The organism is Streptomyces sp. NPDC050549, from assembly GCF_040655035.1.
In the GTDB taxonomy this organism is placed as follows: domain Bacteria; phylum Actinomycetota; class Actinomycetes; order Streptomycetales; family Streptomycetaceae; genus Streptomyces.
Genome location: NZ_JBFAJD010000025.1, coordinates 40,386 through 62,622, shown reverse-complemented (window position 1 = coordinate 62,622; position 22,237 = coordinate 40,386). Strand labels below are relative to the sequence as shown.

Annotated in this window: 22 protein-coding genes and 3 pseudogenes; 8 read left to right on the top strand and 17 right to left on the bottom strand. The window is 70.7% G+C overall.

Annotation, left to right across the window (positions count from 1 at the left end; genetic code table 11):
• Window positions 1–54: 54 nt before the first annotated feature.
• The 5 genes and pseudogenes from AB0I51_RS30875 to AB0I51_RS30855 all read right to left on the bottom strand — a co-directional run bounded on the left by AB0I51_RS30875 (window position 55) and on the right by AB0I51_RS30855 (window position 4,450).
• Window positions 55–948, bottom strand: a complete 894-nt coding sequence (locus AB0I51_RS30875; RefSeq protein ID WP_362980746.1) for an alpha/beta hydrolase — start codon at window positions 946–948, stop codon at window positions 55–57.
• A 306-nt stretch (window positions 949–1,254) separates the two neighbouring features.
• Window positions 1,255–2,481 carry a kynureninase gene (gene kynU / locus AB0I51_RS30870; protein ID WP_362980744.1) on the bottom strand — a complete coding sequence of 409 codons (1,227 nt, stop codon included), beginning with the start codon at window positions 2,479–2,481 and terminating at the stop codon, window positions 1,255–1,257.
• Entirely contained in the window at window positions 2,474–3,313 is an 840-nt protein-coding gene (locus AB0I51_RS30865) for a tryptophan 2,3-dioxygenase family protein (RefSeq protein ID WP_362980742.1), read from the bottom strand. Before AB0I51_RS30865 ends, kynU begins: the two co-directional genes overlap by 8 nt.
• A gap of 157 nt (window positions 3,314–3,470) precedes the next feature.
• Window positions 3,471–3,614, bottom strand: a pseudogene (locus AB0I51_RS30860) (DUF3151 family protein); the annotation flags it as partial.
• A gap of 362 nt (window positions 3,615–3,976) precedes the next feature.
• Window positions 3,977–4,450 carry a hypothetical protein gene (locus tag AB0I51_RS30855; RefSeq protein ID WP_362980740.1) on the bottom strand — a complete coding sequence of 158 codons (474 nt, stop codon included), beginning with the start codon at window positions 4,448–4,450 and terminating at the stop codon, window positions 3,977–3,979.
• Window positions 4,451–5,038: 588 nt separating this feature from the next.
• Between AB0I51_RS30855 and AB0I51_RS30850 the strand changes: the two genes are divergently transcribed.
• The 5 genes from AB0I51_RS30850 (at window position 5,039) to AB0I51_RS30830 (ending at window position 9,685) form a co-directional block, all read left to right on the top strand.
• Window positions 5,039–5,650 carry a GAF domain-containing protein gene (locus tag AB0I51_RS30850; RefSeq protein ID WP_362980738.1) on the top strand — a complete coding sequence of 204 codons (612 nt, stop codon included), beginning with the start codon at window positions 5,039–5,041 and terminating at the stop codon, window positions 5,648–5,650.
• Window positions 5,651–5,975: 325 nt separating this feature from the next.
• Window positions 5,976–6,743, top strand: coding sequence for a histidine kinase (locus AB0I51_RS30845; RefSeq protein ID WP_362980736.1), 768 nt, complete (start codon window positions 5,976–5,978; stop codon window positions 6,741–6,743).
• A 318-nt stretch (window positions 6,744–7,061) separates the two neighbouring features.
• Entirely contained in the window at window positions 7,062–7,925 is an 864-nt protein-coding gene (locus AB0I51_RS30840) for a GNAT family N-acetyltransferase (RefSeq protein WP_362980734.1), read from the top strand.
• A gap of 54 nt (window positions 7,926–7,979) precedes the next feature.
• A complete protein-coding gene (locus AB0I51_RS30835; RefSeq protein WP_362980732.1) occupies window positions 7,980–8,945 on the top strand; it encodes a universal stress protein in 966 nt (321 codons plus the stop codon).
• A 62-nt stretch (window positions 8,946–9,007) separates the two neighbouring features.
• Complete coding sequence (locus AB0I51_RS30830; protein WP_362980730.1) at window positions 9,008–9,685, top strand: CBS domain-containing protein; 678 nt, start codon at window positions 9,008–9,010, stop codon at window positions 9,683–9,685.
• A 5-nt stretch (window positions 9,686–9,690) separates the two neighbouring features.
• On the opposite strand, the gene AB0I51_RS30825 is transcribed toward AB0I51_RS30830, so the two are convergent.
• From AB0I51_RS30825 to AB0I51_RS30780, 10 genes and pseudogenes are all read right to left on the bottom strand, one after another.
• The gene (locus AB0I51_RS30825) at window positions 9,691–10,749 is read right to left on the bottom strand and encodes a hypothetical protein (RefSeq protein WP_362980728.1); all 1,059 of its coding nucleotides are present in this window, start codon (window positions 10,747–10,749) and stop codon (window positions 9,691–9,693) included.
• A gap of 463 nt (window positions 10,750–11,212) precedes the next feature.
• On the bottom strand, window positions 11,213–12,079 hold the full coding sequence (locus tag AB0I51_RS30820; protein ID WP_362980726.1) for a universal stress protein: 867 nt from the start codon (window positions 12,077–12,079) through the stop codon (window positions 11,213–11,215).
• 265 nt (window positions 12,080–12,344) lie between these two features.
• Window positions 12,345–12,806 (bottom strand): OsmC family protein, encoded by a 462-nt coding sequence (locus tag AB0I51_RS30815; RefSeq protein ID WP_362980724.1) that lies wholly within the window; start codon window positions 12,804–12,806, stop codon window positions 12,345–12,347.
• Entirely contained in the window at window positions 12,803–13,987 is a 1,185-nt protein-coding gene (locus AB0I51_RS30810; RefSeq protein WP_362980722.1) for a site-2 protease family protein, read from the bottom strand. The genes AB0I51_RS30815 and AB0I51_RS30810 overlap by 4 nt, the downstream gene beginning before the upstream one ends.
• Window positions 13,988–14,096: 109 nt before the next feature.
• On the bottom strand, window positions 14,097–14,387 hold the full coding sequence (locus AB0I51_RS30805; RefSeq protein WP_362980720.1) for a hypothetical protein: 291 nt from the start codon (window positions 14,385–14,387) through the stop codon (window positions 14,097–14,099).
• 152 nt (window positions 14,388–14,539) lie between these two features.
• The gene (locus AB0I51_RS30800) at window positions 14,540–15,034 is read right to left on the bottom strand and encodes a hypothetical protein (RefSeq protein WP_362980718.1); all 495 of its coding nucleotides are present in this window, start codon (window positions 15,032–15,034) and stop codon (window positions 14,540–14,542) included.
• 165 nt (window positions 15,035–15,199) lie between these two features.
• Window positions 15,200–16,534 (bottom strand): phosphoribosyltransferase family protein, encoded by a 1,335-nt coding sequence (locus AB0I51_RS30795; RefSeq protein WP_362980715.1) that lies wholly within the window; start codon window positions 16,532–16,534, stop codon window positions 15,200–15,202.
• A 206-nt stretch (window positions 16,535–16,740) separates the two neighbouring features.
• Window positions 16,741–17,355 carry a hypothetical protein gene (locus AB0I51_RS30790; protein ID WP_362980872.1) on the bottom strand — a complete coding sequence of 205 codons (615 nt, stop codon included), beginning with the start codon at window positions 17,353–17,355 and terminating at the stop codon, window positions 16,741–16,743.
• 77 nt (window positions 17,356–17,432) lie between these two features.
• Window positions 17,433–17,939, bottom strand: a pseudogene (locus AB0I51_RS30785) (MFS transporter); the annotation flags it as partial.
• Window positions 17,893–18,321, bottom strand: a complete 429-nt coding sequence (locus tag AB0I51_RS30780) for an MFS transporter (protein WP_362980713.1) — start codon at window positions 18,319–18,321, stop codon at window positions 17,893–17,895. The pseudogene AB0I51_RS30785 and the gene AB0I51_RS30780, both read right to left, overlap by 47 nt.
• A gap of 172 nt (window positions 18,322–18,493) precedes the next feature.
• Between AB0I51_RS30780 and AB0I51_RS30775 the strand changes: the two genes are divergently transcribed.
• Both AB0I51_RS30775 and AB0I51_RS30770 read left to right on the top strand, forming a co-directional pair.
• Window positions 18,494–19,093: an isochorismatase family protein gene (locus AB0I51_RS30775; protein WP_362980711.1), complete on the top strand. Its 600-nt coding sequence runs from the start codon at window positions 18,494–18,496 to the stop codon at window positions 19,091–19,093.
• Window positions 19,094–19,157: 64 nt separating this feature from the next.
• Complete coding sequence (locus tag AB0I51_RS30770; protein WP_362980709.1) at window positions 19,158–19,601, top strand: avidin/streptavidin family protein; 444 nt, start codon at window positions 19,158–19,160, stop codon at window positions 19,599–19,601.
• On the opposite strand, the gene AB0I51_RS30765 is transcribed toward AB0I51_RS30770, so the two are convergent.
• Together AB0I51_RS30765 and AB0I51_RS30760 are read right to left on the bottom strand one after the other, a co-directional pair.
• On the bottom strand, window positions 19,501–20,733 hold the full coding sequence (locus AB0I51_RS30765; RefSeq protein ID WP_362980707.1) for a class I fructose-bisphosphate aldolase: 1,233 nt from the start codon (window positions 20,731–20,733) through the stop codon (window positions 19,501–19,503). The two genes, AB0I51_RS30770 and AB0I51_RS30765, sit on opposite strands and share 101 nt — an antisense overlap.
• 85 nt (window positions 20,734–20,818) lie before the next feature.
• A complete protein-coding gene (locus AB0I51_RS30760; RefSeq protein WP_362980705.1) occupies window positions 20,819–21,493 on the bottom strand; it encodes a CBS domain-containing protein in 675 nt (224 codons plus the stop codon).
• 224 nt (window positions 21,494–21,717) lie between these two features.
• Here AB0I51_RS30760 and AB0I51_RS30755 point away from each other — a divergent pair.
• Window positions 21,718–21,903, top strand: a pseudogene (locus AB0I51_RS30755) (DUF1918 domain-containing protein); the annotation flags it as partial.
• Between the last annotated feature and the right edge of the window lie 334 nt (window positions 21,904–22,237).

Here is a 22,237-nt window from a genome sequence, read left to right as displayed (position 1 = left end):
CCGGGGTGGACCGGGGTGGACCGGGGTGGACGGAACCCGCCCGAAGTCGGCGGCTCACCAAGCCAGTTGTGCGATCTCCTCCGCCACCACCGCGCACGCGTCTGCCGCCGGGTCGATCAGGGGGAAGTGGCCGACGTCCTCAAGGAGCGTGAGGCCCACGACCTCGCCGGACTTGGCCGCCGCGTCCGCGTACGACTCGGCGACCGCCTGCGGGACGTCGAGGTCTGCGCGGCCCTGGACCAGCGTGGTCGCGATGCCGGTGGGAAGCAGGAGCGTCGGATCGGCGTACGGCAGGCGCTCCGCGAACGTGGCCTCTCCACCCAGGAGTTGACCCGCCGCTCCCCCGCACACCGCGAGCTTCTCGGCGACCGTGAAGTCGGCGATCGGGGCGAGGGCGACCACGCCGCGCAGCGCGGCGGGGGCGTCGGTGCGCCAGGGGGCGTCCTTGGGGAGGACGTGCCGGGCGGCCGCCCACAGCGCGAGATGGCCGCCCGCCGAGTGCCCGGTGAGCACCGTGCGGCGCGAATCGGCCTGCGGAAGCGCCTCCCGGACGAGCGCGGGGAGTGCGTCGAGCGCCGCCGCGACGTCGTCGAAGGTCTCCGGCCAACGGCCCGCGACCGGGCTCGTACCGCCCTGCGCGGGCAGCGCGGCCCCCCGCCGGTACTCGACATTGGCCACCGCGAACCCCCGGCGGGCCAGGAAGTCCGCGAACGGGGTGATGTGCCGACGGTCGTACGGCGCCCGCCACGCGCCCCCGTGCAGTACGACGACCAGCGGCGCCGGTTCGCCCGGCACCCGCTCGCCGTGCGGGGCGTAGAAGTCGATCACCTGGTCGGGGTGGTCGCCGTACGCGGCGGTGCTGTCGGGTTCCACGGCGGGGTGCGAGAAGGCGGACTCCTCTTCCACGGCGGCTGCGGCGGCACGTGCGGCAGCGGAGTCGTCCGGCATGCTCCAACCTCTCAGCGACGATGGGGGCACCTCCCAGGCTTTCGGCACTGGGGGAGGACTTGGACGGAACGGGATGTGACGGGATATGGCGACCACGAGAGAAACACGCGGAGAAATTCGGCCGTCGGCCGGGACGCTACCAGGCCGGTGACGTGCACGGAGACCGCGGTTGTCACGCCCGGTGAGGCGTAAACGGTTCTGCGGTGCACGTCACCGGCACGTCACCGGCTTCTAACCGCTCCATCGACCCACGGCAGTTAGGTGAAGGTACGCGGTCTCCAGAGGTTCCGGCGGTCTCCAGAGGTTCTAGCGGACCAGGTCCCCCAGCACCCGCGCCGCCCGCTCCACGTCCCCGAACCCGACGTACAGGGGCGTGAACCCGAACCGCAGCACGTCCGGGTGCCTGAAGTCGCCGACCACACCCCGCTCGATCAGCCGCTTCATCACGTCGCCGGCGATGGGTGCCCCTCCCGCTCGAGCGAAGTCGAGAGTGGGGGAGCAGCGCAGCGCGACCTGGCTCCCCCGCTCCGCATGAGCCGCCGGAGTCACCGACTCCACCCGCCCCGACGGCACGTACGACGCCACGCACTCCAGGAAGAAGTCCGTCAGCGCGAGGGACTTGGCCCGCACCGCCCCGACCGAGACACCGTCGGCGTCCCACACGTCGAGGGCCGCCTCCAGGGCGAGCATGGACAGGATGTCCGGGGTGCCGACCCGGCCGCGCAGCGCGCCCGGCGCCGGTTCGTAGGCGGGCCGCATGCCGAAGGGTTCGGCGTGCGAGTTCCAGCCCGGGAGCGGGGAGTCGAAGCGGCTCTGGAGATCGGCGCGCACATACAGATACGCCGGTGAACCCGGGCCACCGTTCAGGTACTTGTAGGTGCAGCCGACCGCGAGGTCCACCCCGTGCTCGTCGAGCCCGACCGGCAGGGCACCCGCGCTGTGGCACAGGTCCCAGACGGCCACCGCACCCGCCGCGTGTACGGCGGCGGTGAGCGCGGGCAGGTCGTGCAGCCGGCCGGTGCGGTAGTCGACGTGGTTCAGGAGCACCGCCGCCGTACGGTCGCCGAGCACGCCCGGCACCTCGGCCGGGGCCACCGGCCGCACCGTGCACCCGGTCATCCGGGCCGCCGACTCGGCGATGTACCCGTCCGTGGGAAAGGTCGTGGCGTCGACGACGATCTCGTCCCGCCCCGAGCCCGCCATCCGCACGGCCGCCACAACCGCCTTGAAAACATTGACACTTGTGGAGTCGCCGACGACGATCTGCCCGGCCGCGGCCCCGACCAGCGGGGCGATCCGGTCGCCGATCCGCTCGGGCGCGGTCCACCAGCCGCTCTCGTCCCAGGACCGGATCCGCAGCTCGCCCCACTGCCGCCGTACGACGTCCTCGACCCGGCCGGGGACCGCCACCGGCAGCGCGCCGAGCGAGTTCCCGTCCAGGTACACCACGTCATCCAGGACGAACTGCGAGCGCACGCCGGCCAGTTCGTCGGCGGCATCCAACTTCTCTGCCTTCAGCGCGAGTTCAGACATGGGAGCGCGCCGTCCACAGCTCGGGGAAGACGTTCTTCTGCGCGCGCTTCTCCAGCCAGGCCACCCCGGCGGAGCCGCCCGTCCCGGTCTTCGCGCCCATCGCGCGCCGGGTGGCGACGAGATGGTCGTTGCGCCATCGCCACACCAGCTCGGCGACATCGGTCAACGCCTCGCCGAGCCGGGCGAGTTCAACACCGGGGTCACCGGAATAGAGGTCGGTCCACACCTTCTCGACCTCCTCCGACGGCTCGTAGCGCAGCGACACGTCACGCGTGAGCACGGCCTCCGGGACCGTATGCCCGCGCCGGTCGAGGAGCCTCAACACCTCGTCGTAGAGGCTCGGTTCGTGCAGTGCCTTCTCCAGCTCGGCGTGCACGCGCGGTGCCCCGCGGTGCGGGACGAGCATGGACGAGGACTTCTCGCCGAGCAGGAACTCCATCCGGCGGTACATCGCCGACTGGAAGCCGCTGCCCTCGCCGAGGGCCGCGCGGTACGAGTTGAACTGCGCCGGCGTGAGCTGGCCGAGGGGCCGCCAGGAGGCGTTGAGCGCCTCCAGCTCCCGTACGGAACGCTTCAACGCGTCGACCGCGACCGGCACCCGGTCCTCGCGCAGGGCCCGCGCGGCGGTCTCCCACTCGTGCACGATGACGGTGAACCACAGCTCCATCACCTGGGTGGTGACCAGGAAGACCATCTCGCCGGGGTCGTCGGAGCGGGTGTGCTGGAGGTGGGTGAGGACGTCCGCCTGGACGTAGTCCTCGTACGGGGTCGTCCCCTGGAAGTCGAGATGCGGGGCCTCGGGCTCCTGCGATTGCTGAGCCGGTTGGGACATCGCTGTCTCCTGATGCGTACTCCGGGTAGCGGTCCGCCCCTGCCGAATTCCGACACGGGGGCCCCGGTCCCCACCGGGCATCCTCCCCAATGGTCCCCCGAGACCGCAAGGTCCGCCTGGTCACACCAGGCGGACCCGCATCACCACACCCGGGCTGGCCCAGCGTCTGGGCCGCCGTCGGCGAGGAGTCCTTCAGGAACTGGCTGCACCGCGCGTACTCCTCCTGCTCACCGATCGCCTGCGCGGCTCGCGCGAGGGCGTGCAGGGCACGCAGGAAGCCACGGTTCTGCTCGTGCTCCCAGAAGAATGGCAGAAGATGTAACCGAGAATGGGAGGGGGTCACGGTACGACCGAGCAGGAGTGGCTGGACAACTTCGCGACTCAGCTGCCGGAGCGGGACCTGCAATGGGTGGCGGAGCTTGCCAGGATCTGCTCCGCGGAGTGGGCAGGGGACAAGCCGCCGACGGGAGAGATCCACGCGCGTCCAATGGATTAAAGTCCTGGCCAAAGCTTGCTGGGTGGTTCCGGACGCTGCTTCGGCGTCCGGAACCAGCAGGTCAAGACGGGTGCTGCTCCATGCCCAGTCCACGCAGTGATGGTCTCTGCCACCTCATCCGCTCACGCACGGCGAGGCGACGAGCAGTGGCTTCGCCCCTCCACGGATCACGCCGAGGGAGCCGGTTTCCTCCAGCGGGTTTCGGTCCTGAGGCGTAGGTGACCGTCAGGGGTGCGGTGAAGTTGCATGCCGTCGGAAGAGGGCGCCCAGGTTGCCTCAGGGTCGGCTCCGTTGCCGTGGGGCACCGGTTGCCAGGCCGGCGAGGCGGTGAGGGCGGGTGGCGTGTAGTCGGTGACGGATACCGTGATTCCGTCCTCGTCGGCACTCAGCAGCAGTTGGTAGGACGGTGCCATGCTGTGGAGGACCATGTACTGAGCGGCTACACGGGCCGTCTCGGCGAGGTCCTGGAGCATCCAGGCAGGGGTTCCGATCGCGGAGAGGACCGCGCGGGCCACCTGCCCCGTGGCCATGTTGCTGTCGGTGACACGGGGCAGTTCCAGGCAGAGGGAGATCTCCACCCCGGCTGTCGGCATGTCTGCGGAGTCGTCCTGGTCCTGCCGCTGGATGTAGGGCAGTCCCACGAGGTGAACGGTATGTCCCATCGGCTGTGTCCCTGATGTTCGTGAGTACGAACGGAGCGATTCATGGCCGGACCGAGGTGCGCACCTCTGCGGCCTTCACCGGAGAGCGAGGCCGGGGGCTGGGACCTGGGAGCGACGCTACACCGCTGACGCCGCACGGGATATGCCACTTTGAGTGAATCACGATGTACGTCCAGGGAGCGGCCGCTTGGTCCGGACCACGCTCGTGGCCGACGACCGGTCGGCGCCGTAAGAGAGGCATCCGCGTCGAGCGACCGGTGCTTGCCGAGCGCACCCCGGACGGCACTTTCGGTTGTACACCGCGGCTCGCGATGTCCCCGCCGAACGACTTCGCCGTCTGCCTCGTTGGGGCATGGGACCCACTGCACCGAGAGGGTGCGGCTCGGTGCGGGGAGAAGAGCCCGACCCAAAGGCAGACACCGACGGGTATCACTTCAAGTGAACACATGGCTACAGTTCGCGCGTGGAGGGTCACCGCGGACTCACCGGGTGCATGCTGAGGAGAGTGCCTTCCCGAGGGGAGCCGGCGTGGACGGGCGCACGGGCGCTGCACCGCGGGAGGGAGCGGTGGCGCCTCAGCTGCGGCTGGATGACCTGCTGGACGATCTGCAGGCGCAGATCGCGCGGGTACGTGCCACCCAGCAGCGTGTGCACGGGCTGCTGGAGGCGGTCCTGGCCGTCGGAACCGATCTGGACCTGGCCGTGGTGCTGCGACGGGTCCTGCAGTCGGCGATCACGCTGGTGGATGCCGAGTACGGGGCGTTGGGAGTACTGGGCGAGGAAGGCGGCCTGAAGCAGTTCGTCACGGTCGGCATGGACGAGGAGACCGTCGCCGCCACGGGGCACCACCCGCAGGGCCGGGGCATCCTGGGACTGCTGATCCGCGAGCCCCGCTCGCTGCGGCTGGCCGACCTCAACGCGCACCCGGACGCCACCGGTTTCCCGGCGGGGCATCCGCCGATGCACGGCTTCCTGGGTGCTCCCGTCCGGGTACGTGAGGCGGTGTTCGGCAACCTGTACCTGACCGACAAGCGCGGCGGGGCGGGGCGGAGTTCGACGCAGACGACGAGGTGGTGCTGGCGACGCTGGCCGCCGCGGCCGGGGTGGCGATCGACAACGCCCGCCTGTACGACGCCGCCCAGCGCCGCGAACGCCGGCTGTCGGCCAGCGGCGAACTGACCCGAAGCCTGCTGCACGGAAGGGACCCCGCGGAGGTCCTGAACGCCTTCACCGCCACGGTCCGCGAGATGGCCGAGGCCGCTCTGGTGACCCTTGCCGTGCCCGTTCCCGGCACCTCGGTCCTGGTCGTCGAGGGCCGCCACAGGCCGGGACACCGACCGCGTACGCGGGCTGGTCCTGCCGGACACCAACCTGGCCGCGAGCGTCTACAGCTCCGGGAGACCATCACCACCGACGACTGGAGCACCGACCCCCGAACGGAACACGACACCACCCCGCTCCCCCGGGGCCGGCCTTCCTCGTCCCGCTCGGCACCCCCGAGCACGTGCGCGGCGTGCTCCAGGTCTCCGGTCTTCCCGGCCGCCCCGCCTTCGGCGACGCGGTCGTCGCGATGATCGCCGGATTCGCCAACCAAGCCGCGCTCGCCCTGGAGATCGCCGAACACCGTCGCGCGGCCGAACAACTCCTGATCGCCGGCGACCGCGACCGCATCGCCGGTGACCTGCACGACCTCGCCGTCCAGCGGCTGTTCGCCGCCGGACTGTCCCTGCGCTCACTCCGCGCACAGTGCGCCGACCGCCCACCGGCCACCGAACGCATCGAAGGGGTCGTGGACGACCTCGACGAAGCCATCAAGATCATCCGGTCCACGGTCCGCGCCCTCACACCGCACGACACCCGCACCCGCACCCGCACCGGCACCGGCCTGCGGACCCGGCTGGTCGCCGAGACCGGCCGGGCCTCCGCGGTCCTGGGCTTCAGCCCCGCGCTGCGGATGACCGGCCGGCTGGACACCCAGGTCGCCGACGACCTCGCCGACCAGCTGATCGCCGTACTGCGCGAAGCCCTCACCCGTACCGCCCAGCATGCCCACGCCAGCACAGTGGACGTCGCCGCCGAGGCCACCGCCACCCACCTGACGCTACGAGTCGCCGCTGACGGCCACGGCATCGACCCCACCCGCGCTCGCAGCAGCGTGCCGGCCGGCCTCCACGCCCGTGCCACGGAACTCGGCGGCACCCTCACCCTCGCTCCCCGACTGCCCACCGGCACCACCCTGGAGTGGACCGTCCCCCTCCCCGCCGACGGCTGAACCTGCCGGGAAACACCACCGGCACGCCGAGGACCGATCCACGCCGACTGGTCCGCAGACCGGGGCGGGGGGTGGTGGTTCGACAACGGTGAGACGTCGACTCCGGCGGGGAAGGAGCCGGTCGTCCATACCGGTGGCCCGTTGGACCCAAGCAGCGTGTGTTGCGGTGCGACAACGCTGGAGTTGTCGGCTGAGGGAGATGTGACCAGCACGCCGACACGAGAGTCCCCGCGAGTCCGGCAAAGGGGCGCGCGGGGAGGAAGAGGCAGAGCTGTGATGCCGAAGACGCTGTCCGTGCCCCAGGAGGTTCACGCACTGTTGGCCGATGGCTCCGCCCTGCGGATCAGGCCCGCCCGGCCCGGTGACCGCGAGCAGGTGCTGCGGCTGTACCAGGAGCTTTCGATGGAGAGCCTGCGGTTCCGGTTCTTCGGCCCCAGCCGGCACTTGATGGAACGGGCCGCGGACAAGGCGTGCTCGCTGCCGCGCGACGGCTATCTGGCACTGGTGGCCGACGACGGCAAGTGGATCGTGGGAATCGCGGAGTACGACACCGCCGTCGGTCAGCCGGGCGAGCCGAGGTGCGCGGAGATAGCTCTCACCGTCGCGGACGAATGGCACGGTCACGGGGTCGGCACGCTGCTGATCGAGCACCTGGTTCGCGCGGCGCAGGCGGAGGGCGTCCGCCGCTTCACGGCGGACGCCCTCGCGGACAACCGTGCGGTGCTGCGGATGTTCCGTGATCTGGGTCTGCCCGTTTCGTGGCGCCAGGACGGCACCGAGGTCCACTGCACACTGAGCCTGGAACAGAGCGAGGACTACTTGTCCGCGGTGGAGGCCCGCGAGCGCGCAGACATGGCCGCTCCAGCCGTGGCCGAAGTCACCGAGCAGTGCGGTCGGTCCGCGATCCGCTTCCTGGTCACCGTCACCTCCAGGCTCCGTGCGGCCGAGGCGTCGACCCTGTCGGTAACGGTCGCGCACCGCCCGCGCCCTGGAATTGCCGGGATGGTGGTGCGGTCGGGCGGGGTGGGCATCGGGTTACCGGTCGGTCTGTTCCGGCTGGGGATCGGCGTATCCGCGTTTGTCGCTCTCGGCAAGACACACGACGTCAGCGGCCAGGTTTGTGCCGGTGCTGACGCTGGACACCGACCGTTCCGGGATCCTTACCTGCGCCGACTGGGCTGAGGAGGAACCGGGGACACCCAAGGGCTAGGAGCAACAGACAAGGAGGAGTGAGCGATGAACGACGAGCGGAAGACCCTCTGGGACTACGGCGCACACGCTCCCGGTCCTCCCCTGAGCGGGCATGTGCTGGTCGGGGTGGACGGGTCGGAGAGGGCAACACGGGCCCTGGATCGCGCGGCCGAGGAGGCACGGGTGCGCCGGACGCCGCTGGAGATCCTGCACGGCTGGCCGTGGGCCAGGCATGGCGTGGCAGTGGCGCAGCCCGGCAAGGAGGACGTGCGGTGCCTCATCGACAGGGCGCAGAGCGTGCTGGAGTTCGCCGCCGGACGGGTGCACGAGAGGGTACCCGGGCTCGACGTGGTGACCACACTGAGCCCCGAACCAGCGGCGTCGGAGCTGGTTCGCCGCGGTGAGGGAGCGGCGCTGACCGTCGTCGGCAACCGAGGTCTGGGACGGGCCACCGGGCTCTTGGCCGGCTCCGTGAGCCTGAGTGTCGCCGCTCACTGCGGCAGCCCGTTGCTGGTGGTGCGTGGCGAGTCGGAACAAGGGGGGCCGGCGGACGCCACGGTCCTGGTGGGCATCGCCGACGAAACGGATGCCGGTGCTGGTGCCGCGCGCTTCGCGTTCGAGGAGGCGCACCAACTGGGAGCGCGGGTACGGGTCCTGCACATGTGCTCCGTACCGGAGTTGTCGGGCAGTCCGGGTGCACCTCGCCCCGGGCGGCCGGAGCCGGAACCGAACAACCCGGTCCGCATACAGGAAACCGGGGACGCCGTACCCCGTGCGACCGTCGCCGCGCTGCGCGAGAAGTTCCCGGAGGTCGGGGTCCGGTTCGACACCGTGTGGCGCGATGCGGCCGATGCCCTCGTGGACGCCACCCGCGCGGCCGACACGGTCGTGATCACGGCGCATCGCCACAGCGGACGAGGCCACGGCAGGCAACTCGGCCCGGTCGAGCACGCGCTGCTGCACCGCGCGCACTGCCCGGTCGCGCTCGTGCCCGTCGCCTGGGAACCGTGAAGAACCCGAACCAAGAGGAGCAGGAGGAAGCGGTAATGCGGTACTGCAGGGTCAAGGAGGTCATGACCAGCGAAGTCGTGTCCACGCGATGCGACGCGCAGTTCAAGGAAGTCGCCCGGCTGCTGGCGGAACACCGCATCAGCGGGCTGCCCGTGGTGAACGACGAGGAGAAGGTCGTCGGAGTGATCTCCGAGACCGATCTGCTGTACCACCAGGTGCGGCAGGAACCGCGATACGGGCACAGGCGTTTCCACCTGCCGAAGCTGACCCGCTCCGCGCGTGTGACCGCGGACAAGGCCCATGCCACGACGGCGGAACATCTCATGACACGGCCCGCCGTCATCACCGCCCCGGATCAGTACGTGACGGAGGCCGCACAGACCATGGAGCAACACGATGTGGAGCGGCTGCCCGTGGTGGACGCCAAGGACCACCTGGTCGGCATCGTCACCCGTGGCAACCTGCTCCAGGTCTTCCTGCGCCCGGACGACGAGATCCGCCGGGACGTCATCAACCAGGTGACCCAGGGGATCGACTGTCCCCGGTACGCGGTGGACGTCACCGTCGACGACGGGGTGGTGACGCTGAAGGGACATCTGGACGGCCGAAGCGACGCCGCGCTCGCGGCGCGGATCGCCGGACGGGTGGACGGGGTCGTGGTGGTCACCGACCAACTCACCTACCGCCCGGACGACTCCAGGCCACCGGGCCCGACCACCGGGCCCGCAGGCCACGTCTAGGTCCGTCAGCGCCCCGCCGCCTGTTCCCGGCGGCGGGACCGGGGCGGGACACGGTGCTTCTCGTGCTGCCCCATGACATCGGGGACGGGCCGCCTGGAGGTGGCGAGCGTGGCGTGCGTCTTGTTGTCGTAGCCGAGCCGCAGGATCATCTGCGGATGCTGTCGGCCGATGACCATCCGCCGTACCTGCTCGCGCAGTTCGGGCAGTTCCAGCGGCTGAGTGTGCACGGCCGCGGCGACGCGGTGGACGGTGGCATACAAAAGGACGCGTTGGAGGCTCTGTCCGGTCCTGAGCCAGTCGTCACGCAGGTCGTGCCGAGTGGTCAGGAGGACGACCAGGCCGAGAGCCGGGTGAGCGATGTGCCGTGCCCGCTCCTGTTCGTAGCCCATCCGCGCGTGACCGGCGTAGTCGCGTCCGGCGAAGGCGGTGGTGTCGGGGCTGCGCGGGTACGCGCCGGCCGGGATGCCGTCGCGGCGGCGACTGCCTCTCGGCGGGGCCCAGTTGGCGAGCTCCGTGGTGAAGAGGGGGTGGGTCCGCTGTACGGACTCCGCTGTGCGGATGAGGCCGGCGAGCCGACGTAGGTCCTCCGCGCGGGTCAGGGTGGTGCAGAGCTCCGCGCCTTCGTGGCGGGCGTGTCCGCGCAGCTGTTCGATGAGGTGGGGAGGGAGCGGATCGGGCTGGAACGGGCCGCGGTGGGTGTGGCGCCGCGGCAGCGCGGCGAACATCGCCTCCTCGTCCGCGGTGGGACGGGCATACGGACCCCAGCGGACGGTGGCCAGGAGCCACGGCAGTCCGGGATCGGGGAGGAGGCGCAGCCGGGGCAGGAAGCCGAGGTGCCGCATGGCCAGCCGCACGTTGAACAGGGCCGCGCCGCAGCCGATGAGCATCTCCCGGCCGTCCGGGTCCGCGGCCGGGAGGCGGCGGATGGGATCGGCGTGCAGCTGCAACTCGCCGTCCCGGCTGACGAAGCGCCAGGGCTGGGTGTTACAGGGGGAAGGCGCCGTGACGGCCGCGCGGACGAGGTACTGGGCCGCGGGATCGGGCGGTGCAAAGGTGGCGGTCATGACCGGTACCGCCGTTTCTGCCGTCGGGTTCGTGCGCCGTTTCCAGACGGCGGGAGCGAACCTGTGAGAGTGGAGCCCGTGAGGCGGAAGTCACGTCCAGGTCCGTCGTGCGAGAACCGGCCCACCGGATCGCGTCGCGTGCGAACTTCTGGTGAGGGCTCGGGAGAGTCCGTACGGCCGCCTCACGGGGTCAGTGTCGAGCGTGTACCCCGGGAGCGGGCTTCGGCAGAGGCCCGAAGGCCCGTTCCGGGGGCCGAACGGCCCCTGGCACGTGTCTTTCGGCCCCTGCTCCGGCACCGCTTGCGGTGTGAATCTGGGGAGGAAGCCACTCATACGCCGGTTTGGGGACCGGCGTCGGCCGCCCATGGCGGCACCTTGGGAGGGGCGGGTCGGGTTGCCCCGGCCTGCCCCTGCCGGGTCTACGCGGGCGACGACTGTCCGTGCACAGCCCGCGCCGGCGCGGTCACGTGTCCGGGACCAGCACCACAGGACCTGTCGCGTCGCGTACGGCGGCTTGTGCGACCGTGCCCAGCCTAGGACCGGTGGCGGCCGGCCCCAAGCGGTGGCCGAGCACGGTGAGACACGACTGCCGGGCTGCCGCGACGACGGCGCCGGCGGGGACATCCTCCAGGCAGACCTCCTCCACCCGCACGTCCGGGAACTTCAGCCTCCAGTGCAGCAGGGCCCGGGTCAGCAGGTTCTCGGCCCGCCTGGCATGAGGCGCATGACCGTGACGCCTTGCCATGACCGGGTATGCGGGGAGGAGGCCGGGCGGCAGCCAGGCGTACAGGGCGCGCACGGGGACGTCGCGCAGGGCCGCTTCCTCGAAGGCCAAGGAGATGAGGCTGTCCTGCGGGTGATGACCGGCGTCGAGTGCGAGCAGGACGGGGCCGCTTGGTGGCTCGGGCGCCGGGCCGGCGGAGCGTATGAGGATGACCGGGAAGTCGGCCAGAGCGGCGGTCCTGGTGCTGGTGGAGCCCAGCAGGAGGCTGGACGTGGTGCCCAGGCCGTGGGAGCCGAGGGCGAGGAGTTCCGCTTCGGCGCCGGCGGTCAGCAGTGCCTCGTGGGGCGGCGCGTTCAGGAGTTCGGTGTCGATGTCGAGCACCGGGTGGCGAGCGCGCAGCCGGTCGACCGCCAGGTCGAGGGAGCGGGTGGCCCAGCGCCGGCGCGCGGACGCCTCGGGCGCATCGGGCGGCGTACCCGCTGACGCGGGCCAGGCGGCGACCAGGTGCAGTGGGCTGCTGCGGAGTTCGGCCTCACGGGCTGCCCAGACCGCGGCAGCAAGGCTGGCAGCGCTGCCGTCGATCCCGACGATGACGGGTCGGCTCATGATCACGCATCTCCGATCGGTGGTGCGGACGGAGCTCCCGGAGAGGAGCCACGGACTCGATCCCCGCCTTTGCGGGAGAGAGGGGGCCGCTTCCACCCTCGCGGGAGCGCGGTGGTGGGCAGCAGGGCTTCCCGGCTCTCGCAGTGGGGCCGAGCGGCCCTGGGGCGCACTGGATGTCGCGGGAATCCCGGTGCGGGCCGAACCAGTGTCACTGAGGCCGGAACGTTCCGCTGCTCGGGCGTCTGGCAGGGCGTTTGCCGCCTTGTCAGCCGAACTCGACCGTGACCTCGGGCGGGACGCGCAGCGTGTTGTGGACGGCGCAGCGGCCGACCACCGCGCACAGGGTCTCGCGCAGGACCGGGTTGAGCGGAGCAGGCAGCAGGATGCGTATGCGAACGGATAAGAGGCGAGGTGCTCCGTCCTGTGCCGTCGCGAAGTCCGCCTCGACCCGTAGCTGGTCGTACGGCAGGTGGAGGAGCCGGAGAAACCGGACCGCGTCGCACGCGGCGCAGGAGGCGAGGGAAGTGACGAACAGTTCCACCGCCGTGGGGCCGTCGTTGTCTCCACCTGCCTCGACCGGCTCGTCGACGGTGAGTTCGTGGCCGCGCACCAAGGCGGCGAACAAGTGGTCCGAGACATGTGCGACCTCAATCCGCCCGGGTGACGCCGTAACGGAGTGGGCGGAGTACGGGAAGCGGGAATCGCGGGTCGGTGAGGTCGCGGTCATCTCGTATCTCCTTCACCGAAGCTGCCGTGTGCCCGCCGCACTCCGGAATCGGGTCCGGGGGCCGGTGTGAGCCAGGACAGAGCGCGGCCGATGTCGGCGAGGGTGACGATGCCGACGAGATCCCCGTCGCCGAAGATCAGGGCCCTGCGGTCCCTGCTCGCCTCCAGACGGGGCAGCAGGTCCACGACCAGGTCGTCCGGTACGGCCCTGATCACGTCGGACAGCGGGCGCATCACGTCACCGATCAGCGTGGTCGAACGGGCCTGGAGGGGGACCCGGTTGACGAGCGTGACCGTGACCAGGCCGACCGCCGAGCCATCCGGGGCGAGGACGGGGAAAGCGGAGTGCCGGTAGCGGCCGAAGGGGCCCTCGGCCAGGAATCCAGCGACGGAGGCCCTGGCCGGGACAGTGACGGGGTCACGGGTCATCACACGGCTCACCGGTATCTCGTCCAGGGCGCCGCGCAGTTGGGCCTGCCGCTCCTCCGCGGTCGCGGTGGTGATCAGGAACCAGCCGATCAGCGCGGGCCACAGTCCTGACAGATCACCGCCGAAGAGCATCGCCGCGAAGCCGCTGATGATCATGAACCAGCCCAGTACCCGGCCCGCCGCGGCAGCACCTCGGGTGGCGCGGACCGGGTCGCCGGTGCGGTGCCACAGGAACGCGCGCAGCAGCCTGCCTCCGTCCAAGGGGGCAGCAGGCAGCGCGTTGAAGACGGCCAGCACGATGTTGATCGCGGCCAGCCACGCCACCGCCTCGACCACCAGCCCCGATGCACGCAGTGCGTCCAGCCACAACGCCAGCCCGGTGAACAGCACACCGACCACAGCGCTGGTGAGCGGGCCCACCGCGGCGATGCGCAGCTCCGCGCCGGGTGTGGGTGCCTCGCCGCGCAGCCGTGCGACGCCGCCGAGCATCCACAGGGTGATGCCGTCGACCTGAACGCCGTTGCGGCGGGCCACTACCGCGTGCGCGAGTTCGTGGGCCAGCAGCGAGGCCAGGAACACCACTGCGGCCAGCAGGCCGAGGGACCAGTACACCCAGGCGGGACGTCCGGGATGGGCGTCGGGGAAACGACCGGCCGCGAGCGTCACGGTCACCAGCATGACGATGACGAGCACACTCCAGTGCAGGCCGACGCGGACACCGGCGATCCGCTTCAGGGAGACGGTTTCCTTCATCGGTCGTCCCGCCTCTCCGCGCCCGGTCCCGGAAGCCGGATTCCCGTCCCGTCCGCCCCGAGGCCGAGCGCGTTGCCTCGTATGGGCAGGCGGGACGGATGTGACCCGCTCACTCCGGCGTATCCAGGCACTGGGCGGCCAGCTCCCTCAGCCGGCCCTCCTTGGTCCGCAACCGCCTGCCCTCGGCCTGCCAGCCACGACGAGCCTGGAGATGCCGGCGGGGCGGCTCCCGCCGTCGCCAGTCCTCAAGAGCGAAGGCTGTGCACGCGTCCTCGACGACCAGCACCATCACGCTCGGAAGTTGGAGCGCCGCCTCCACTCCGACGGTGCGCTGCGCGCACCGCAGGGCCAGAACGGCCGTCGGACGCTCACGCGATCGACGCCAGGGGATTGTGCTCATGGTGACCTCCTCAGAAGCCCTCCCCGCAGTACCCGTGTGGTGCGTCGTGCTGTTGTACGGCCGGGCGTGTCGTCACCCTGCCCTCCGGACGCGAGCTTCGGCAGGGGCCGACCGGGCCGTCACCCGGCCGATCGGCCCATCACCGGGGGCGGTCACCGGTCGGTCCGGATGTCCGAGATAAGCCGTGTGGCCAGGTCGGACTGGATCATCAAGCGAGTGTGGTGGACCCGGTGGCCGGCGTCCTGCCAGGTGAGAGTGGCCCGGGTCCAGCAGTGCCCCATACCGCTGTCGTTGTAGACGACCTTCCACTCGGTCGGAACGCTCTTGCCGCGCAGCACGCCGTCCATGTGGTGGACCGCCTCCCAGCGGGCGAGGCTGCGGCGCAGATCCGCGGTCAGATAGTGGCTGCGGAGGGCGTCGGTCAGGCGTCCGTGACCGGAGTCGTAGAGGGCGTCGGTGTACGCACCGTAGAAGTCGGTGACGTGGTCGACGGTGGACTGCGGGCTGCCGCTGCGGCTCGGAGCGGTGACAGTGGCCGTTGCCGTTGCATCCGCTGTGTCACCGACCAGGGCCGCCGGTGCGATCAGTCCGATCGCCAGCACCGCGGCACCCAGGCAGACATGGTGTAACGCACGGGACGTCGGCATGGTCCTCTCCTCCCCTCGTCCGTGCGGGGGCCAAAGGCATTCCTCACTTTCAGTACACCGCTTCGGCGTCACGGTGACCGAGGGCCAAGTGGCCTTGGAAAGAGAGCCGTTCGGCATCCCCTGACGGCTGCCTTCGATGCGCCCGCGCCGGGGCTCCGGCGGTCGTCAGGCCGAGCGCCGTGGCGGTACGTGGGCCTCGGGAGAGGCGACATGGGCCGTGAACCAGTCCCGGGCCAGTTCGGCGACGATGGCGAGGGCATCGGGCTCGGTGAAGAGGTGGGTGGCACCCGGGACGACGGAGAGGCCGTGTTCGCAGTGCATCCGGTCGGCGGCGAGACGGTTGAGGCTGAGGACCCGGGAGTCCCGGCTGCCCACGATGAACAAGGTCGGCGCCTTCACCTGCGCCAGTGCGGCGGGGGTGGCCAGGTCGGGGCGCCCGCCGCGGGAGACGATCGCGCGGATGTCGGCCCCGTGGGCCGAGGCTGCCTCCAGCGCGGCGGCGGCTCCCGTACTGGCCCCGAAGTAGGCCACGGGGAGGGCGGTGCGGTGGCGCAGCCAGACGGAGGCGGCGTGCAGGCGCCGGGCGAGCAACAGCACGTCAAAGACGTTGCTCCGGTCCGCTTCCTCCTCCTCGGTGAGCAGGTCGAGCAGCAGCGTGGCCAGCCCGGACCTGTTGAGGGTCGCGGCGACGTACCGGTTGCGCGGGCTGTACCGGCTGCTGCCGCTGCCGTGTGCGAATGCCACCACCGCCCGGGCCGAGTCGGGGAGTGTCAGACTCGCGGCCAGCGACACACCTGCGGCGGGCACTTCGACTTCCCGGCTGGGCGGCGGATGAGGACCGACCGGGGCGCGGGGTGCGGACGCGGGCCGGGCGGAACGGGTGAGAAGCGCGATCACTTCGGCGTCGGTCGTCTGCGTGAAGTCCTCGTACCAGGCGCCGACCGAGCCCAGGTACTGGACCGACCGCAAGCAGACGACCCGGTCGGCCACCTCGTGCAGGCGCTCGACGGTGGAGGCTGGTCCGACGGGTACCGCGAGGACGATCCGGGCCGCGCCCTGGCCGCGTACGATCCGACAGGCCGCCTCTGCCGTGGCCCCGGTGGCCAGCCCGTCGTCCACCACGACCACCGTCCGCCCGGCGACCGGGACGCGAGGCCGCCCGGCACGGTAGCGGCGCACGCGTCGGCCGACCTCGGCCTGCTCTGTGCGCTCCACGGCCGCCTGCTCCGCCGGGCTCGGCCGGGTGTCGTCGACAGCGTTTTCGTTGAGTACGCGTACCCCGTTCTCCCCGACGGCGCCGAATCCCAGTTCCGGCTGCCACGGCACGCCCAGCTTGCGCACAACGAGCACGTCCAGCGGCGCGTCGAGCGCCTGGGCCACTTCGTACGCCACGGGCACCCCGCCGCGCGGCAGCCCCAGCACCACCACGTCCTGGCCGCGCAGAACATCCAGACGACGGGCCAGCCGCCGGCCGGCCGCCCTGCGATCGTCGAAACGCATGACGCAGCCTCCCCGCGCGGACCATGGACCGCGGCCCGGCAGCACTCGGCCGCCCTGCTGCGGGCGTTGCCTTCAGGTTCCTTCCTCCCTGCCTCCTCCATTGCAGCGCGCTGTCGACGGGTCCGGCAAGGACAACCGGCCCTGGCTGTGGACCATCCGGCCCCTGTCCGACAAGGGCGCGAACGGAGACGAACGACACGAGAGCGTCAGTCTCCGGACGAATCCGCCGGCCTGCGGTGTCGTGGCCGGGACGGCAGCGCGGCGAAGGCCAGGACGGCCCCGCCCGCGGCGACCACGGCCCCGACGGACAGCCCGAGGCCCATGCCGCTGACGAATGCCGAGCGGGCCAGCTCCGCAAGCATCCGTCCGGCAGTACCGCCCACTCGTCCGGCCAGTCCCAGCGCTCCGCCCAGCGAGCCGAGCACAGTGTCGGACACGCCTTGCGGCAGCCGGTAGGGGGCCAGCGGCGGGCCCATGCGGTCCTGGTAGCGAGTCGTCAGCAGACTGCCGATCACCGCCACGCCGAGCGCCCCGCCGAGCTGGACGGAGACGCCGTTGGTGGCCGAGCCCACCCCGGTGTCCCCTTGCGGCAGGGTGCCCATGAGGGAGTCGAGCGAGGCCGGTACGACCAGCCCTGCACCGAGCCCGAGCAGCAGCATGCCGGGGAGCACGTCCCCGTAGGTGGCGGAGACGTCCGCGGCGGACAGCTGCCACAGGCCGCCCGCGACGGCCAGCAGCCCGGTCCCGACCACGGCCTTGGTGCCCGCCCAGCGGACGAGGAGAGGGGACAGCGGCGCGACCAGTGCCAGCAGTCCGGCCACCGGCAGGGATGCGCCCCCCCGGTCTGCAGGGCGCTGTAGCCGAGGCCGAACTGCAGGTACTGGGTCAGCACGAACAGGGCTCCGAACAGCCCGAACATCGCCAGGGACACGGAGGAGGTGGCGATCGAGAAGCGGCGTTCACGGAAGAAGTCCAGGTTCAGCATGGGATGGGTACTGGCCCGCTCCCACAGGGCGAAGCACACCAGCACCACCAGCCCGCCGCCGCCCGCGCCGAGCACGACGCCCGACGTCCAGCCGCGCACCGGCGCCTCGATGACCGCCCACAGCAGCAGCCCCAGCCCGACGATCGACAGGACCGCCCCGGCCGGATCGGGCCGCAGTGCCGCGGGATTGCGGGAATCCGGCACCAGCAGCAGCGCGCACACCAGACCGACGGCGGCGAAGGGGATGTTGACCCAGAACACCGACGCCCACCAGAAGTGGCCGAGCAGCAGCCCGCCGGCCACCGGCCCGATGGCGATCCCGAGTCCGCTGGTCGCCGCCCACACGCCGATAGCCCGGCGCCGCTCACCTGGGTCACGGAACAGGTCCGTGATGATCGACAGAGTGGCCGGCATCATCATCGCCGCGCCCACGCCCATGCCGGCCCTTGCCGCGATGAGCATCCCCGTCGAGCCGGAGTACGCGGCCCCACGCCGACGTCACCCCGAACACCGCCAGCCCCGCCGTGAACACCCGGCGACGGCCGAACCGGTCCGCGGTGCTGCCCGCCACCAGTATCAGCCCGGCGAAGACGAGCGCGTAGGCGTCCACGATCCACTGCAGTTGGGTGGTCGTCGCTCCGAGTTCCCTGACCAGAGTCGGCAGCGCCACGTTCAGGATCGTGTTGTCCAGCGTCACGATCAGCAGCGACACACAGAGCACGACCAGTGCCACCCAGCGGCCCGCCGCACCGCGGTCCTCCGGCGCCGCGGCCTGTGGCGGCACACCTCGCAGATTCGTCATGCCTCCATACGGCGCCCCACACGGCCCGCCAGGCAGGTACCGAACGTCCCCCGCGCAGGGGCCGGGACGTCCCTGGACCGGCCCGAGTACCGGCCATGCAGCGGGGTTGCAGCGTCCCTCGTCCTAGCCTCGGCATCAGCAGAAGGAGCTGCAGCCAAGGGAGCTGAGAACCATGTCTCCTGCCGTGACACTCCGCAGCCTGCTCGGCCTGAGCGACGAGCCCGCCGCGCTGAAGGACTCCGTACTGGTCATGATCGACTGTCAGAACACCTACCGGCAGGGCGTTATGCGCCTTGAGGGCGTCGAGGAAGCCCTCGCCGAGGCGGCCCGCCTGCTGGCCCGCGCACGGGCGGCGGGCATCCCGGTCTTCCACGTCATGCACGACGCGGGCAAGGGATCTGCGTACGACATCACCGCCCCCATCGGCCGGATCAGCGAGGAAGTCGCACCGCGGCCCGGTGAACCCGTCGTCGTCAAGAACTTCCCCAGCTCGTTCTTCCGGACCGACCTGGACGAGCGCCTGGGGACGACGGGGCGCGGCGACCTCGTCCTGGCCGGATTCATGACCCACATGTGCGTCGACTCGACCGCCCGCGACGCCTTCAACCTGGGCTACCACTCCACGATCGTGGCCTCCGCCACCGCGACCCGCGCACTGACCGGAGCCGACGGCACGCAGGTACCGGCCGCGGCGCTCCAGGCCGCGTCCCTTGCGGGCATCGCCGACCTCTTCGCCGTCGTCGTGGGCAAGGCCGACGACATCCCTGGCTGAGACAGCTGCTTCGGGTGCGACGGCCGTGCGGGAAGGGCGACAGGAAACGATGGAAGGACGAACGATGAGCATCAGCGGCGACTGGTACAACGAGTTCGGTTCGCACCTGCGGATCACGGCGGACCCGAACGGCAGCATCAGGGGCACCTACATCTCGGCCACCGGCCACGCCGTAGGCACCTACCCATTGGTCGGACGCTACGACACGGCCGCCGTCCCTGGCCACGGGACCCCGCTCGGCTGGGCGGTTGCCTGGCGCAACGGGCGGACCGACGCCGGGTCGGTGACCAGTTGGAGCGGCCAGTACTACGAGGACGGTGGGGAGAAAATCTATGTCACCTGGCTGCTCACCGCGTCCGCGATCGCGACCAGCGCCTGGGAGGCCACGTCTGTCGGACAGGACGTCTTCACGCGTGAACTGCCCTCCCCGGAAGGGGCTGAACAGCTCCTGCGGCACGCCGAGGCACCCACCGACCCGTATCCCGTCGACGAGCTGACGCCCGTGTGAGTTGGGTGCGGATACGGACGGCCGGAGATACCTGATCCGTGATCCCGGTGCCTCCGGCCGTGCTGCCGTCGGGGCTTCCGTCAGGCGATGGTGATGCTGTCGTCGAGGTAGACGTCCTGGACCGCGTTGAGTAGTTCGACGCCTTCGGCGGCGGGCCGTTGGAAGGCTTTGCGCCGGTGATGAGGCCGGTGCCTCCGGCCCGTTTGTTGATCACCGCGGTGCGGACGGCCTGCGCGAGGTCGTCCTGGACGGCCGAGGCGCCGCCGCTGTTGATCAGCCCCGCCCGGCCCATGTAGCAGTTGGCCACCTGCCAGCGGGTGAGGTCGACGGGGTGGTCGGTGGTGAGCCTGTCATACACGAGCGGGTCGGTCCGGCCGAAGCCCAACGCCCGGTAACCACCGTTGTTCTCCGCCTGCTTCTGCTTGACGATGTCCGCCTCGATGGTCACGCCGAGGTGGTTGGCCTGCCCGGTGAGGTCGGCCGACACCGCGTAGTCCGTGCCGTCCTTCTTGAACCCGGGGTTGCGCAGGTAGCACCACAGCACGGTGAACATGCCCAGTTCGTGGGCGCGCGCGAAGACCTCACTGGTCTCGCGCAGTTGACGGTCCGACTCCTCGGAGCCGAAGTAGACCGTGGCGCCCACGCCGACCGCGCTGAGGTCGAAGCACTGCTGGACGCTGCCGAACATGACCTGGTCGTGATGGTTGGGGTAGGTCAGCAGCTCGTTGTGGTTGAGCTTCACGATGAACGGGATCCGGTGCGCGTAGCGCCGTGACACGGCCCCGAGGACGCCGAGCGTGCTGGCGACCGCGTTGCAGCCGCCTTCCAGGGCGAGTTCGACGATGTTCTTGGGGTCGAGGTAGCGGGGGTTGGCGGCGAACGCGGACGCTGCGGAGTGCTCGATGCCCTGGTCGACCGGCAGGATCGACACATACCCCGTGCCGGTCAGCCGGCCGTGGTCGAAGAGGGACTGCAGACTGCCCAGTACCGGCGGCGAGCGGTCGGTCGCGGCCACGACTCGGTCGACGAAGTCGTCACCGGGCAGCACCAGGTCCTCCTTGCGAATCCCCTCGGCGGTGTGGGTCAGCAGATCTTTGGCGTCGTCGCCCAGCAGGGCTTGGATGTCGGTCATCGTTCCGCCTCTCCTGTCACTCGCGGACCCACCGGCCAGTGCGGCTCGCGATCATGCCGAACCGTGCGTGGAAGCCCGGAGGCGCTCATGCCGTGGTGGAAGATGTCCGGGAGGCATCGATCCGGTACCCGACGTGCGCGCGGACCGAGACCACGCCGTCAACATTCCGACACAGCCGTTCGATGATGGGGATCAGGCTGTTCGACTCGACGGATCCTCGGAGAGTCACCTGTCCCTCGTACACCTCGACCGTGACCTCTGAAGGAGCGAGGCACAGTGTCCGTTGCAGCACGTCGGGGGTGATCTCGTCACGGATGGCGTCGTCCCGGCGCAGGAAGATGCGCAGCAGGTCACCCCGGCTGACGATGCCCATGAGCCGGTCGGCCTCGTCCACCACGGGCAGCCGCTTGACGTTCCGGAGCGCCATGAGACGGGCCGCCTCGACCACGGGCCACTCAGGACGTGCACACACAGCGGGAGCCGACATCAGCTCCTCGGCCGTGGCACCCTCGGCCTTGGCCCGTTCCCATGCCTCTCTATGGGGAACCGGCGTCCGGCTGGACGCGTCGGCCTGGGCGGAGCACTTGCACAGCAGGTCGGCCTCGGACACCACACCGACGGGGTGGTCCAGTTCGTCCACCACGGGTACGGCAGCGATATCGTTCGCCGCCAGCAGCTCGACGATCTCCTTGAACGGCGTGTCGCGCCGGACCCGGACGACATCATGGGTCATCAGGTCGGCGACAGTACGGTGCTGCACGGCGCCCTTCCTCTTCCAAGAGTGACAGGCGATGGCCATCGCATTTCAGCCTGTCAGGAGCCGACCGGTCCCAGAGAGAGCCGCCCAGGGCCTGATGAGGGCCGGACGGCCCTGAAAACCGGGCCACTTGGCCCCGTGTGACGAGACTTGTCGACCCCATGCGGCGGCATGTCATGCGGGCCAGCCTGGGTACAGAAACAACCCTGAGGAAGCGGGTGGCGATCATGCGAGCTCAACTCGGTGATGTGCTTGTTGTAGAAAGCCCGACCACCGGCGTCGCTAAGCGCGACGGCGAGATCGTCGCGCTGCACCACGACGACGGAACGCCTCCCTACGACGTGCGCTGGTCGGACACGCACGAGGTCACGCTGGTGTTCCCCGGCCCCGACGCGCATGTCCGTCACTTCGAGCACAGGTCCGGGAACCCGGCCGCCGATCGCGACACGACCAGCACGGACTGAAGCACACCGGAAATTCCGGTACCCCGGCGCGGGCTCATGGCACGGCAATCGGTGCCCGTACCGCCGGGCAGCGTGCTGTCCTGGTGCCAGACCCTGATGCCTCTTTCTGTGAAGTCGTGGTGGTTCGGACGTCGTCGGGCTGATGGAGGCGGTGGCCGGACCAGTCGCACAGGTGCGGACTTCGTTCTGCTGGAGACACGCCGCGCATCGGTTTGGCGCCGACAACTGAAGAGGGCGCCCGAGAACACCGGGTGTGGCGGCCGTCGCCCTTTCGTCGGCGATG